Annotated in this window: 13 protein-coding genes and 1 pseudogene; all 14 read left to right on the top strand. The window is 54.3% G+C overall.

Annotation, left to right across the window (positions count from 1 at the left end; genetic code table 11):
• Positions 1 to 153 precede the first annotated feature (153 nt).
• Entirely contained in the window at positions 154 to 4506 is a 4353-nt protein-coding gene (rpoC, locus tag PK28_RS15650) for a DNA-directed RNA polymerase subunit beta' (protein ID WP_044515492.1), read from the top strand.
• 117 nt (positions 4507 to 4623) lie between these two features.
• Positions 4624 to 4959, top strand: a complete 336-nt coding sequence (locus tag PK28_RS15645) for a DUF3467 domain-containing protein (protein ID WP_044517358.1) — start codon at positions 4624 to 4626, stop codon at positions 4957 to 4959.
• An 81-nt stretch (positions 4960 to 5040) separates the two neighbouring features.
• A complete protein-coding gene (locus tag PK28_RS15640; protein ID WP_156126429.1) occupies positions 5041 to 5964 on the top strand; it encodes a putative nucleotide-diphospho-sugar transferase in 924 nt (307 codons plus the stop codon).
• A gap of 228 nt (positions 5965 to 6192) precedes the next feature.
• Positions 6193 to 6618, top strand: coding sequence for a 30S ribosomal protein S12 (gene rpsL / locus PK28_RS15635; RefSeq protein WP_044515487.1), 426 nt, complete (start codon positions 6193 to 6195; stop codon positions 6616 to 6618).
• Between the two features lie 84 nt (positions 6619 to 6702).
• Complete coding sequence (rpsG, locus tag PK28_RS15630) at positions 6703 to 7170, top strand: 30S ribosomal protein S7 (protein WP_044515484.1); 468 nt, start codon at positions 6703 to 6705, stop codon at positions 7168 to 7170.
• Positions 7171 to 7263: 93 nt separating this feature from the next.
• Positions 7264 to 9408, top strand: coding sequence for an elongation factor G (fusA, locus tag PK28_RS15625; protein ID WP_044515482.1), 2145 nt, complete (start codon positions 7264 to 7266; stop codon positions 9406 to 9408).
• A 20-nt stretch (positions 9409 to 9428) separates the two neighbouring features.
• Positions 9429 to 9734, top strand: a complete 306-nt coding sequence (gene rpsJ / locus PK28_RS15620; protein ID WP_044515480.1) for a 30S ribosomal protein S10 — start codon at positions 9429 to 9431, stop codon at positions 9732 to 9734.
• Positions 9735 to 9897: 163 nt separating this feature from the next.
• On the top strand, positions 9898 to 11178 hold the full coding sequence (locus tag PK28_RS15615) for an O-antigen ligase family protein (protein ID WP_197070428.1): 1281 nt from the start codon (positions 9898 to 9900) through the stop codon (positions 11176 to 11178).
• Positions 11179 to 11394: 216 nt separating this feature from the next.
• Positions 11395 to 12015 carry a 50S ribosomal protein L3 gene (gene rplC / locus PK28_RS15610; protein ID WP_044515475.1) on the top strand — a complete coding sequence of 207 codons (621 nt, stop codon included), beginning with the start codon at positions 11395 to 11397 and terminating at the stop codon, positions 12013 to 12015.
• A gap of 6 nt (positions 12016 to 12021) precedes the next feature.
• Complete coding sequence (gene rplD / locus PK28_RS15605; protein WP_044515469.1) at positions 12022 to 12660, top strand: 50S ribosomal protein L4; 639 nt, start codon at positions 12022 to 12024, stop codon at positions 12658 to 12660.
• The gene (gene rplW / locus PK28_RS15600) at positions 12660 to 12947 is read left to right on the top strand and encodes a 50S ribosomal protein L23 (RefSeq protein ID WP_044515468.1); all 288 of its coding nucleotides are present in this window, start codon (positions 12660 to 12662) and stop codon (positions 12945 to 12947) included. Before rplD ends, rplW begins: the two co-directional genes overlap by 1 nt.
• Before the next feature lie 40 nt (positions 12948 to 12987).
• Positions 12988 to 13815, top strand: a complete 828-nt coding sequence (gene rplB / locus PK28_RS15595) for a 50S ribosomal protein L2 (RefSeq protein ID WP_044515466.1) — start codon at positions 12988 to 12990, stop codon at positions 13813 to 13815.
• 3 nt (positions 13816 to 13818) lie between these two features.
• Positions 13819 to 14097 carry a 30S ribosomal protein S19 gene (gene rpsS / locus PK28_RS15590; protein WP_044515463.1) on the top strand — a complete coding sequence of 93 codons (279 nt, stop codon included), beginning with the start codon at positions 13819 to 13821 and terminating at the stop codon, positions 14095 to 14097.
• A gap of 1 nt (position 14098) precedes the next feature.
• Positions 14099 to 14434, top strand: a pseudogene (gene rplV, locus PK28_RS15585) (50S ribosomal protein L22); the annotation flags it as partial.
• Positions 14435 to 14486 lie beyond the last annotated feature (52 nt).

Below are 14486 nucleotides of genomic sequence, written 5' to 3'. Positions count from 1 at the left end.
CATCCAGACTTGGTGAAACCTACTGCACGACGTACCTATCCGATCTGCAGAGCACTTTTGCCAAAGTCGAACTGTTAAAATTACTCGCGCTGCTCTTAAGAGGGCGGAGCCGTTCTAACAGCACACAAAGCCAACAGCTAATAGCTTCCACACATGGCGTTTGCAAAAAACAAAAAACTGGTACAGGACTTCTCGAAAGTCACTATCTCACTGGCCTCGCCCGAATCCATTCTGGAGCGGTCGAACGGTGAAGTAGTAAAGCCCGAGACGATCAACTACCGGACGTACAAGCCCGAAATGGGTGGCTTGTTCTGCGAGCGGATTTTCGGTCCCGTAAAGGACTGGGAATGCCACTGCGGCAAATACAAGCGGATTCGCTATAAAGGCATTATCTGCGACCGTTGCGGCGTAGAAGTGACCGAGAAGAAAGTACGTCGGGAGCGGATGGGCCACATCGAACTGGTGGTGCCCGTAGCGCATATCTGGTACTTTAAGTCCCTGCCTAACAAAATCGGCTACCTGCTGGGCCTGCCCACCAAGAAGCTGGATCAGATTATCTATTACGAGCGGTATGTAGTAGTACAGCCGGGCGTACTGGCTGAAGAAGGCGTACAGCAGCTCGACTTCCTCACCGAAGACGAGTACCTCGACATCATCGACAAGCTCCCCCGCGAGAATCAGATGCTGCCGAACGAGGACCCCAACAAATTCATCGCTCGCATGGGTGCTGATGCGTTGTACCTCCTGCTGGAGCGTATTAACCTCGACGAGCTGTCGTACTCCCTGCGTGACTCTGCCGCCCACGAAACTTCGCAGCAGCGTAAGGCTGAGGCGCTGAAGCGTCTGCGGGTTGTAGAAGCGTTCCGTGATGCCGCCACCCGCGTGGAAAACAAGCCCGAGTGGATGGTTATCCGCATGGTGCCTGTTATTCCCCCGGAATTGCGCCCACTGGTGCCGTTGGATGGTGGCCGTTTCGCTACTTCCGACCTGAACGACCTGTACCGCCGCGTTATCATCCGTAACAACCGCCTCAAGCGCCTGATCGAAATCAAGGCTCCGGAGGTGATTCTGCGGAACGAGAAGCGCATGCTGCAGGAAGCTGTTGACTCCTTGTTCGACAACTCACGTAAGGTGAATGCCGTGCGTGCTGAAGGTAACCGGGCGCTGAAGTCGCTGTCTGATATGCTGAAAGGCAAGCAGGGCCGCTTCCGTCAGAACCTGCTCGGTAAGCGTGTTGACTACTCTGGCCGTTCGGTTATTGTAGTTGGCCCTGAGCTGAAGCTGCACGAGTGCGGTCTGCCTAAGAACATGGCTGCTGAGCTGTTCAAGCCGTTCATCATCCGCAAGCTCATTGAGCGCGGTATCGTGAAAACGGTAAAATCAGCAAAGAAAATCGTTGACCGTAAGGACGCTGTGGTATGGGATATCCTGGAAAATGTGCTGAAAGGCCACCCAGTACTCCTCAACCGTGCTCCTACGCTGCACCGCTTGGGTATCCAGGCGTTCCAGCCCCGCCTCATTGAGGGTAAAGCTATTCAGCTGCACCCCCTGGTGTGTACGGCTTTCAACGCTGACTTTGACGGTGACCAGATGGCAGTGCACGTTCCCCTGGGACCGGCCGCTATCCTGGAAGCCTCCATGCTCATGCTGGCCTCGCACAACATCCTGAACCCAGCCAACGGCGCGCCTATTGCGGTACCGTCGCAGGACATGGTTCTGGGCTTGTACTACGTGACCAAAGGCAAGCGCACCACGCCGGAAGAGAAAATCGACGGTGAAGGCATGACTTTCTACTCCGATGAGGAGGTAGTTATTGCCATCAACGAAGGCATTCTGTCGAAGCACGCCTATATCAAGGTTCGCACCTTGGTTCGGGACGAGCAGGATAACCTGGTTACCAAGATCATCGAAACCGTAGCTGGCCGCGTGCTGTTCAACCAGCTCGTGCCCACCGAGGTAGGTTTCGTAGATGAGCTGCTGACCAAGAAAAAGCTGCAGCAAATCATTTCGCTGGTGTTCAAACGGACGGGCATGGCCCGCACGGCACAGTTCCTCGACGACATCAAGACGCTGGGCTTCCAGTCGGCTTACAAAGGTGGTCTGTCGATGGGTCTGGGCGACATCCAGATTCCGAAAGAAAAAGATGCTCTGATTGCGCAGGCACAGGCGGATGTTCTGGCGGTAACGCAGAACTACCAGATGGGTCTGATTACGGATAACGAGCGTTACAACCAGGTTATCGACATCTGGACGCGTATCAACAACCAAATCACTGAAACCCTCATGGGTCGCCTCGAAAAGGAGAACCAGGGCTTCAACTCGATTTACATGATGATGCACTCCGGTGCCCGTGGTTCGCGCGAGCAGATTCGTCAGCTCGGCGGTATGCGGGGGCTGATGGCTAAGCCACAGAAGTCGCTGCAGGGTTCGGTAGGTGAGATTATTGAAAACCCGATTCTGTCTAACTTCAAAGAAGGTCTGGACGTAATCGAGTACTTCATCTCGACCCACGGTGCCCGTAAGGGTCTGGCCGATACCGCTCTGAAGACGGCTGACGCCGGCTACCTGACGCGTCGTCTGGTAGACGTATCGCAGGACGTAATTGTAAACGAAAATGACTGTGGTACGCTGCGCGGCATCGAGACCTTCGCGCTGAAGGATAACGAGGACGTGGTAGAGCCACTGGCAGAACGTATCCTGGGCCGCGTGGCCGTGCACGATATCATCGACCCGCTGACGGACGAGGTTATCCTGACGGCCGGCGACGAAATCACCGAGGAAATCACGCGCCGCATTGACAACACCAGCATTGAATCGGTGGAAATCCGTTCGGTACTGACCTGTGAGTCGAAGCGGGGCATCTGCGCCCGTTGCTACGGTCGTAACCTGTCCTCGGGCCGCATGGTGCAGAAAGGCGAAGCGGTTGGTGTTATTGCTGCCCAGTCTATCGGAGAACCCGGTACCCAGCTCACGCTGCGTACGTTCCACGTAGGTGGTACAGCTTCTAACATTGCCGTAGAAGCCAGCATCCGTGCCAAGTTCGCTGGTGTGGTTGAGTTCGAAGATATCCGCACTGTAGAAACCGCTAACGCCGATGGCGAGCCGGTGAAAGTAGTGATGGGTCGCTCGGGCGAAGTTCGTATCGTGGAGAAGGGCACCGGCAAGGTGTTCATTTCAAACCATGTTCCTTACGGCTCGTTCCTGCTGGTGGAAGAAGGCCAGGAGGTAGAGAAAGGTCAGGAGCTGAACAACTGGGACCCTTACAACGCCGTTATTCTGGCCGAGTTTGATGGTGTCATTCAGTACGACGCCATTACCGAAGGCATCACCTACCGCGAGGAGTCGGACGAACAGACCGGTCACCGTGAGAAAGTGATTATCGAATCGAAAGCCAAGGATCAGAACCCCTCTATCATCGTGCGCCCCGGCAAAAAGGGTGACATGGAAGGCTCGAAGGGCTACAACATCCCGGTTGGTTCGCACTTGAACGTGGAGAACGGCGAGAAAATCAAGGCTGGTCAGATTCTGGCCAAGATTCCGCGTGCCGTGGGCAAAACCCGCGACATCACCGGTGGTCTGCCCCGTGTTACGGAGCTCTTCGAAGCCCGTAACCCCTCGAACCCGGCTGTTGTGGCTGAAATCGACGGTGTGGTAACCTATGGTACCGTGAAGCGTGGTAACCGTGAAATCTTCGTGGAGTCGAAAGACGGCGTGAAGAAGAAGTACATGGTGCCGCTGTCCAAGCACATCTTGGTGCAGGACAACGACTTCATCCGGGCCGGTATGCCGCTTTCCGATGGTGCTATTACGCCGTCCGACATCCTGAGCATTCAGGGTCCTGGCGCGGTGCAGGAGTACCTCGTGAACGAGATTCAGGAAGTATACCGCTTGCAGGGTGTGAAAATCAACGATAAGCACATCGAGGTGGTAGTTCGCCAGATGATGCAGAAAGTGGTTATCCTCGATGCCGGCGATACGACCTTCCTGGAGCACCAGGTTATCGACAAAATTGTGTTCATGGAAGAAAACGATACCATCATCGACATGAAGGTGGTAACGAATGCCGGCGACTCGACGAACCTGAAACCTGGTCAGATTGTAACGGCTCGTCGTCTGCGCGACGAAAACTCGAGCCTGAAGCGTCGTGACCTGGCGTTGGTAGAAGTACGGGATGCCCAGCCTTCCGTATCGCGCCCCACGCTGCAGGGTATCACGCAGGCCTCTTTGGGTACTCAGTCGTTCATCTCGGCCGCTTCCTTCCAGGAAACGACCAAGGTGCTGTCGGAAGCCGCCATCCGTGGCAAGGCCGACGAACTGCTAGGCCTGAAGGAAAACGTAATTGTAGGTCACCTCATCCCGGCCGGTACCGGTCTGCGCGAATACACGCGTCAGATTGTCGGCTCGAAAGAGGAGCTGGAGGCGCTGCAAGCGTCGAAGGCTTCGGAAGAGGTTGCTCCCGCAAAGCGTCCGGCCCGCGCTTCCCGTCGCGAATCGGTACAGGAGTAGTTCTTCTGGAGTAAATAAGTAGGAGAAGCCGACCAGAGAAATCTGGTCGGCTTTTTCTTTTTTGGTAGTTTTAACCTGCCGGGCAGAATGCACCTGCTGCGGCCTATCCATTCTGCTATGAATCAGCCCCCCCAAGACGCGAACATTCCCCACGACCCCAACGCCATTAATATCGAGCTGTCCGAAGAAATAGCCGAAGGCGAATACGCTAATCTGGCCATGATTGCGCACAGCAGCAGCGAGTTCGTCATTGATTTCATTCGCCTGATGCCGGGCTTGCCCAAAGCCAAAGTAAAAGCGCGTATTGTCATCACCCCCGAGCACGCCAAGCGGCTGCTGGCGGCGCTATCGGATAATATTGACCGGTTTGAGCAAGTGCATGGCACCATTAAGCAGCAACCCGATATGCCCAGCTACCCCATGAACTTTGGGGGCGCCATGGGCGAGGCGTAACAACAGATTTGTCTTTTGCATAAAAGCCGACGCACTTCCACTGGGGAGGAGCGTCGGCTTTTCCTTACTACCGGCTTTTTCATGCAACATCCCTCAGCGCCAGGTCAGCGGCAGAATTACCTTATCTACCTTTCCCATGGTTCGGCCGGAATCCGAAGTGAGGCGCTGTACAGCATTTTGTCTTATTATCAGGTGGCGCGCCACTCCCCGGAAACGTCCCGCCCCATTATTGTTATTTATACCGATGATGCGGCCAGCTTCCGGAAAGTATTAGGCTCACCAGCCGATATACTTTATCCGGAAATAGGAGAGGAGCAGTGGCAGCAGTGGCGAGGAAGTGTGAATAAAGTGTATCTGCTGAAAATAGGCGTGCTGCAGCATGCCGCTGCCCACTTCCCCGGCAACCTGCTTTTTCTGGATACCGACACCATCTGGCAAAAAGACCCTACTCCCATTTTCGGGGATATAGCCCGGGGAGTACGCTACATGCATATGGATGAAGGCGCCCTGGCAACGGGCAATGAGCTGAGCCGGAAAGTGTACCGGCACCTAAAAAACTTTCAGACCCGAATAGGCGGACTTCCACTCCGCATACAGCCTACCACCCGGCTGTTTAATTCCGGTGTTCTAGGGTTTAAAAGTGAGGATGCCGCCTTGCTGCCGGAGGTAATGCAGCAGGCTGAACAACTGTACGCTGCTTACAACAAGCACATGATGGAGCAGCTGGCCTTCAGCATGCGCTTTGCCGTGGATGGCGAGCCGGTGCGGGAAGCCGCAAGCTACCTGGTACACTACTGGAACCTGAAGGCCATGCGCCCCGTGCTGATAGAGTTGTTTGAGCGGTACGCCGGCCAGAGCTATGACGAGCTGTATGCGCGGGCCAGCCGCCTGCATATAGCCGATTTGCACAAGTCGGAGCAGGCGTATAGCCGCTTGCCCGGTTGGCGGCGGGCTATCCGGAAGGCCACGGGCCGCCGCTGGCGCTTACCCAGCTTCGACCTGTAAGCTGGATTCTGCCTCCCGGGGCTAGGCTGGCTGTATCATGAATTCGGGAACCACGCGCAGAAACAGGCTTATATTCAAGGGTGAACTAGGCCGCCGGGGTTCCGCTTTCATGCGGCTTCTTCTTCTAAAATTAACTAATTCAACCTGTTTGCTATTTCAAAAGCAAGTCTATACCTTTGCAAGCCTAATTTTTTGGGAGCGAACCCCCCTGGACAAACCAATCCGTAGATGCCTACCATTAACCAATTAGTACGAAAAGGCCGCGAGAAGCTGACGACGAAGTCAAAGTCGCCGGCCCTTGACTCGTGCCCGCAGCGCCGTGGCGTTTGCACCCGTGTGTACACCACCACGCCTAAGAAGCCGAATTCGGCCATGCGTAAAGTGGCCCGTGTGCGCCTCACGAACGGCAAAGAAGTTAACGCCTACATCCCTGGTGAAGGCCACAACCTGCAGGAGCACAGCATCGTGCTGATTCGTGGCGGTCGTGTGAAAGACCTTCCCGGTGTGCGTTATCACATCATCCGTGGCGCTCTGGACACCGCCGGTGTAAACGGCCGTCTCCAGCGTCGTTCGAAATACGGCGCTAAGCGTCCGAAGCCGGGCCAAGCCCCTGTAGGCAAAGGCGGCAAACCAGCACCTGGCAAGAAAAAGTAATTGAGACGAGTGTGGTAGTCCGAAGTGCTGGATAGCATATGGTTCTTATCCCACTCCTGGCTACCGCTACTCACATCTGAACCCATGAGAAAGTCAAAACCAAAAAAGCGTATTCTCCTGCCCGACCCCAAGTACAAGGAGACGCTGGTAACCCGCTTCGTTAACTACATGATGTATGACGGGAAGAAAAACCTGGCCTACACCATTTTTTATGATGCCTGCGAGCTAGTAGAGCAGCGCACCAAGGAAAGCGGCCTGGAAATGTGGCGCAAAGCCCTGAACAACGTTATGCCTACTGTAGAAGTGAAGAGCCGCCGCGTAGGTGGTGCTACCTTCCAGGTGCCAATCGAAGTTCGCGCTGACCGTCGTATCGCCGTAGGTTCTAAGTGGCTGATTCAATATGCGCGTCGTCGTGGTGAGAAAACCATGAAAGACAAGCTGGCCGGCGAAATCATTGCCGCCGCCAAAGGTGAAGGTGCTGCCGTGAAGAAAAAGGACGACACGCACCGGATGGCGGAAGCCAACAAGGCCTTCTCGCACTTCCGTTTCTAAACAGTTATTAGGCGTTAGGGTCTTAGGACTTAGTAGTGTTCTAAATACGTTACTAAGACCTAAGGCCCTACTTCCTAAGACCTCATAAAAATCATGGCTGTTAATAAAGATCTGCAATACCTCCGGAATATCGGGATTATGGCGCACATCGACGCCGGTAAAACCACCACGTCGGAGCGTATTCTCTACTATACCGGTAAGACCCACAAAATCGGGGAAGTGCACGAAGGTGCTGCCACGATGGACTGGATGGAGCAAGAGCAGGAGCGGGGTATCACCATCACTTCGGCTGCTACCACCACGTTCTGGAACTACCCAACCGATGCTAACGGTGACCCAACGGCGGACACCAAGCAGTATAAAATCAACCTGATTGACACTCCCGGCCACGTTGACTTCACCGTGGAAGTGGAACGTTCGCTGCGCGTACTGGACGGTGCTGTAGCCCTGTTCTGTGCCGTATCGGGTGTAGAGCCTCAGTCGGAGACGGTTTGGCGTCAGGCTGACAAGTACAAAGTGCCCCGCATCTGCTTCGTCAACAAGATGGACCGTGCCGGTGCTGACTTCTTCAAGGCTGTGGCCGAGATTAAGGACAAGCTAGGTGCTAACCCTGTACCGCTGCAAATCCCGATTGGTGCCGAAGATACCTTCAAAGGTGTTGTCGACCTGCTGACGGGTAAGGCCATCGTATGGGATGATGCAACCCAGGGCAAATCGTACCACGAAATCCCGGTTCCCGAGGATCTGGTAGAAACCGTAGCCGAGTGGCGTCAGAAGCTGGTGGAAAGCGTTGCCGAGTATGACGACGCCCTGCTGGAGAAATTCTTTGACAACCCCGACTCCATCACGCGTGAGGAAATGATGGTCGTTATCCGCCAGGCGGTTATCGACATGAAGTTCTCGCCCGTAATGTGCGGCTCTGCTTTCAAAAACAAAGGTGTGCAGTCGATGCTGGATGGCGTAATGGCCTACCTGCCTTCGCCGCTGGATATGCCCCCCATCATCGGTACCAACCCCGATACCGGCGAGGAAATCGAGCGTCACCCCGATAACAGCGAGCCTTTCACTGCTCTGGCCTTCAAGATTGCTACTGACCCCTTCGTAGGCCGTCTGTGCTTCTTCCGTTGCTACAGCGGTGTTCTGGATGCTGGTTCGTACGTGCATAACAACCGCACGAACAAGAAGGAGCGTATCTCGCGTCTGATGCAGATGCACTCCAACAAGCAGAACCCCATCGACAAGATTCAGGCCGGTGACATTGCTGCCGGTGTGGGTTTCAAAGACATCAAAACCGGTGATACGCTGACCGACGAGAAGTCGCGCGTAGTACTGGAATCGATGAGCTTCCCCGAGCCCGTTATCGGTTACGCCATTGAGCCTAAAACTCAGGCCGACGTTGATAAGATGGGTATGGCTATTGCCAAGCTCGTGGAAGAAGATCCTACGCTGGTAGTGCAGACGGACCCCGAGACGGGCCAGACCGTACTGAAAGGCATGGGCGAGCTTCACCTGGAAATCATCATCGACCGTATGCGTCGGGAGTTCAAGGTGGAAATCAACCAGGGTGCTCCCATGGTAGCTTATAAGGAGATTCTCACCAAAACGGTAGAGCATCGCGAAACTTATAAGAAGCAGACGGGTGGTCGTGGTAAATTCGGTGACATCGTATTCGAACTGGGTCCGAAACTGACCGATCCGGAGAAACCCGGTCTGGAGTTCGTAAATGACATCACGGGTGGTGTTATCCCCCGCGAATTCATCGCACCAGTTCAGAAGGGCTTCGAAGAAGCGATGAAGAACGGTCCGTTGGCGGGCTTCCCCATCGAAGGCATGCGTGTACGTCTGTACTACGGTTCTTACCACGATGTTGACTCGGACGCTCTGTCGTTCGAACTCGCGGCCCGTGGTGGTTTCCGGGAAGCCGGCAAGCAGGCTGGTCCAAAACTGCTCGAGCCCATCATGGCGGTAGAAGTAGTTTCTCCTGATGAGTACACCGGCTCGGTAACGGGTGACCTGAACCGTCGTCGTGGTATCATGAAAGGTATGGACACGAAAGGTGGCGCTAACGTTATCAAGGCTGACGTTCCGCTGTCGGAGCTGTTCGGCTACGTAACTACGCTGCGTACCATCTCGTCGGGCCGTGCTTCCGCTTCGCTGACGTTCTCGCACTACGACCAAGTGCCGACCAACCTTGCTGAAGCAATCATTGCCAAGCAAAAAGGTAACGCCATCCGCTAATCCGCTTTCAGATTACAGACATGAACCAGAAAATTCGCATCAAACTGAAATCCTACGACCACAACCTGGTGGACAAATCGTCGGAGAAGATCGTGAAGGCGGTGAAGGCTACGGGCGCTATCGTAAGCGGCCCCATTCCACTGCCCACTAATAAGGAGAAGTTCACCGTTCTTCGTTCGCCCCACGTGAACAAGAAGTCGCGCGAGCAGTTCCAGCTGTGCACTTACAAGCGTCTCGTTGACATCTACTCGACGTCGTCGAAGACCGTAGATGCGCTGATGAAGCTGGAGCTGCCGAGCGGCGTAGACGTTGAAATCAAAGTCTGAGGACCGATTTCCTGGTCTAGTTAAGAATAGCACCCCGTTGGTTTTTCGAAACCAGCGGGGTGTTTTCGTTTTATCCTGCCAACTTTATGGGGCGAAACCAACTTCGCCATAAAGTAGGAGGGCCTCCGCGCTATATCTTCCCATGCCGGTATCTGTCCCCCGTATGAATGCAGTGAAAGTTTCCGGGACACTTGTACACCGCTTACAACTGCTGGCCGTTTTCTGGTGCGGCTGTATCATACTGGGGCTTTTTACCGGCAATATCGTTCGGGTACTTTCCAGCCTGGGTATCATGGGGCTGGTAGCTACCAGTATTTTCTATGCCTACATGCAAAGAGGCGTTTCCCGCAGCCGGTTTACCCCGGCGTACTGGAGCCTGATGGGTGTATTCGGTATTCATGCAGTTTGGGGTGTCCTGACACAAGCCGGAAACTGGGACGAGTTTGCCCGGAGTATTCTACTGCAGTCACCATTTCTGCTGCTGCCCCTTGCTTTCTGGCTGCTGGCCGGGCTGCCCGGACGCTACCTGCGGGGGCTTTATCTGTTTTTTATCGGGCTGGTTACGGTATCCGCCTTAGGTAGCACGGGTTATTATTTGCTGCACACGGCCCAGATTCATAAGATGTATCTGCAGTCGCAGATTATGCCTACGGTACCGGACCATATTCGCTTTAGCCTAATGGTTACCTATGCCATTGCTATTGGAGTTATGCTGCTTTGGAAAAGGGCAGTCCAGCCAAAAGGGCGCAAGCCGTTATGGGCCGTTGTGGTATTGCTAATTATCTATCAGCATATGCTGGCAGTACGCAGTGGCTTGCTCACGCTCTATGTGCTGGCCGCCCTGGCTATAGTAGCCTTAGTGCTATGGGAGCGAAAGTATAAGCTGGCGGTGCTAGGGTTTGCTTTGATGTGGATTCTGCCGATGCTGAGCTATGCGGTGCTGCCAACCTTCCATAACAAGTTCTTGAATACGCAGGAAGATGTAGGCCGCGTAGAGCAGAGCGGGTCGGCGAACAACTATTCACTGGTAGGCAGAATATACTCTTATAAAGTGGCCCTGGAAATTGTAGAGGAACATCCGTGGGTAGGAGTGGGGCGCGCCAATATGGAACAGGCCATAGCGCGGGAATACAAGGCCAGCTTTCCGCAGATAACGCCCAAGGCATACATACTGCCGCACAACCAGTTTCTTTTTAACCTCGTGGCATTTGGGGGGATTGGCATTCTGCTTTTTACCGTACTTTTCTATTTTCCGGGCATACGGGTATGGCCGCGGCAGGCACCCCTGCTGCTTAGTCATTATCTGATTGTGACGTTGTCTTTTCTGGTAGAATATCCACTGGAGCTACAAGTAGGGCTTAATTTCACCCTGATCTTCCTGTTGCTGGCCCTGAATGGCCAGGAAAAACCTTCCGAATCTGATCTGACCTGGCGTCCCGTTTAAAGCAGTTGTTCTTCGCGCTGTTTCGCGGACAATTGGCTGGCTTCGACCCAAAGTATACGCCCGTAAAATGTGCGGTTTACAAAGGCTAACTAGGTGGTTCTGAAAATATTTCAGAATGGGGTTGGATTATGACGTAACAATTCCCTAGCTTTGCACTCCCTTTCCGAAAACGCCGCTCGGGTGTTTTCGCTGTGTCTTTTTATAAACCCCAATAGAATGCCTGGCATCATCGGTAAAAAAATCGGTATGACAAGCCTCTTCACTCCGGACGGGAAGAATATTCCCTGCACGCTCATTGAAGCGGGTCCGTGCGTAGTGACGCAGGTTAAGACAATCGAAAAGGACGGCTACACGGCCGTTCAGGTAGGTTATGGCGAGAAAAAAGCCAAAAACACTACCAAAGCACTGGCTGGCCACTTTGCCAAAGCCGGTACTACTCCTAAAAGAAAGCTGGTTGAATTTCGCCTTGCAGCGGAGTCTACCTATGCCGCTGGCGCTACCATCGACGCTACCCTCTTCGAGGAAGGCGAGTTTGTAGACGTAGTTGGTACCTCAAAAGGTAAAGGTTTCCAGGGTGTAGTAAAGCGCTACAACTTTGCTGGTGTGGGTGGTCAAACCCACGGTCAGCACAACCGTCTGCGTCACCCAGGTTCTATCGGTGCGTGCTCCTGGCCTTCCCGCGTATTCAAAGGAATGCGCATGGCTGGCCGGATGGGCGGTGACCGTGTGAAAGTGCAAAACCTGAAGGTGATGCGCGTGGTAGCCGACAAGAACCTAATCGTAGTAAGCGGTTCGATTCCCGGTGCCAAGAACTCTTACGTGGTCCTGGAAAAATAACGCGAGATGGAACTGTCAGTATATAACATCAAAGGCGAAGACACTGGCCGCAAGGTTACCCTGTCCGACGCCATCTTCGGCCTCGAGCCGAATGAGCACGTGATGTACCTCGACGTGAAGCAGTACCTGGCAAACCAGCGCCAGGGCACGCACAAGTCGAAGCAGCGCAACGAGGTGCAAGGCACCACGAAGAAGCTCAAGAAACAAAAAGGTACGGGCGGTGCCCGCGCCGGCAGCATGAAGTCGCCGGTTTTCATCGGTGGTGGTCGTGTATTCGGTCCTGAGCCCCGTGACTACGGCTTCAAGCTCAACAAAAAGACCAAGCGTCTTGCCCGTCTGTCGGCTCTCTCAAGCTTGGCGAAAGATGGTAAAGTAGCGCTGGTGGAGAACATCGTACTCGATGCTCCCAAAACCAAAGACTTCCTGAACATCCTGAACGATCTGAAGCTGAACAACGGCAAAAAGACCCTTCTGGTAACCGGTGAAGTAGACAAGAACGTGGTGCTGTCGGCTCGCAACATTCAGAAAGTGACCGTAGCAACGCCCGTAGCGCTGAACACGCACGACCTGCTGAACACTGACACGCTGCTGCTGTCGGAGGCCGGCCTGAAGTCGCTGGAACAACTCTATACCTCCGCAGAATAATGAGCACGCTGAAAAAACCCATCGTGACCGAGAAGGCCACGGGCCTGAACGAAAAAGGCCAGTACGTTTTCGAAGTGGAGCGCACTGCCAACAAGGTTCAGATCAAAAAGGAGATTGAGCAAATCTACGGCGTAACGGTAACCGGCATCAGCACGATCCGCACCAACGGCAAGCTCAAGTCCAAATCCACGAAGACCGGTCAGGTAACTGGCCGTCGTCCGCACGGCAAGAAGGCCGTGGTAACCGTGAAAGAAGGCGACGTTATCGACTTCTACAACGGTATCTAAGCCCATCTTTTCCGCAAAGAGCATTATCTAAGCTAGAGTAATGGCACTCAAAAAACTAAGACCAACATCACCGGGTCAGCGCTTCCGCATCGCCCCGGCCTTCGACGAGGTAACCACGTCGACGCCGGAGAAGTCGCTGTTGGCACCCCTGAAAAAATCCGGTGGCCGCAATGGAGCGGGTAAAATGACGAACCGCTATATCGGCGGTGGTCACAAACAGAAGTATCGTGTAATCGACTTCAAGCGTGATAAAGCTGGTGTTCCAGCCACGGTGAAGACGATTGAGTACGATCCTAACCGCACGGCGCGTATTGCCCTGCTCAACTACGCCGACGGCGAAAAGCGCTATATCATTGCGCCCGCTGGTCTGCAGGTTGATGCGGTGGTAGTTTCCGGCACCGGCGTAGCGCCAGAGGTAGGCAATGCCCTTCCCCTGCGCGAAATTCCACTGGGTACCATTGTACACAACATCGAGCTGATGCCCGGTAGTGGTGCTGCCATGGCTCGCTCGGCCGGAACCTACGCTCAGCTGGTAGCCCGCGAAGACAAGTATGCCACGCTGAAATTGCCTTCCGGCGAGATGCGCATGGTACTGGTAACCTGCATGGCTACCGTTGGTACCGTTTCGAATGGTGACCACATGAACGTACGTCTCGGCAAAGCCGGTCGTAACCGTTGGTTGGGTCGTCGTCCGCGTGTTCGTGGTGTTGCTATGAACCCCGTGGATCACCCAATGGGTGGTGGCGAAGGCAAGTCGTCGGGTGGTCACCCACGCAGCCGCAACGGCATCTTCTCTAAGGGTCAGAAGACGCGTAACAAGAACAAGTACTCTGAGCAGCTCATCGTTAACCGTAAAGGCAAGAAGTAAGCAATGGCACGTTCGCTAAAAAAAGGGCCGTACATTGACTTCCGGCTCGAGAAGAAAGTAACGGCAATGGAGGATTCCGGCAAAAAGTCGGTGGTGAAGACCTGGTCTCGCCGCTCGATGATTTCTCCGGACTTCGTTGGCCACACCTTCGCTGTTCACAACGGCAATAAGTTCATCCCGGTGTATGTAACGGAGAACATGGTAGGTCACAAACTCGGTGAGTTTGCCCCAACCCGGAACTTCCGTGGTCATATAGCCAAGAAAGATAAAGGCAAGCGCTAATATGGAAGCTACTGCTAAACTCCGTAATGTGCCTACCTCGCCTCGCAAGATGCGCATGGTAGCCAACATGGTCCGCGGTCAGAAAGTGACGCGCGCCCTGGGCTTGCTGAAGTTCGAGGCTAACTCGGGTGCTGAAAGAATCGAGAAACTGCTCCTGTCGGCTCTGGCCAACTGGCAGCAGAAGAACGAGGATGAGCGCATCGAGGACGCTAACCTCTACATCAAGGAAATCTTCGTGGATGAAGGTCGCCAGCTGAAGCGTCTGCGCCCCGCCCCTCAGGGTCGTGGCCACCGCATCCGCAAGCGTAGCAACCACGTGACGCTGATCATTGACACGAAAGTAGAACCACTGGGTAGCAAAGCTGCTGCTGAGAAGGCTGCTGAGAAAA

It is taken from the genome of Hymenobacter sp. DG25B (assembly GCF_000801315.1).
In the GTDB taxonomy this organism is placed as follows: domain Bacteria; phylum Bacteroidota; class Bacteroidia; order Cytophagales; family Hymenobacteraceae; genus Hymenobacter.
Note: the sequence above shows the minus strand (reverse complement) of the source record. Positions and strands in the feature narration are given on the sequence as shown.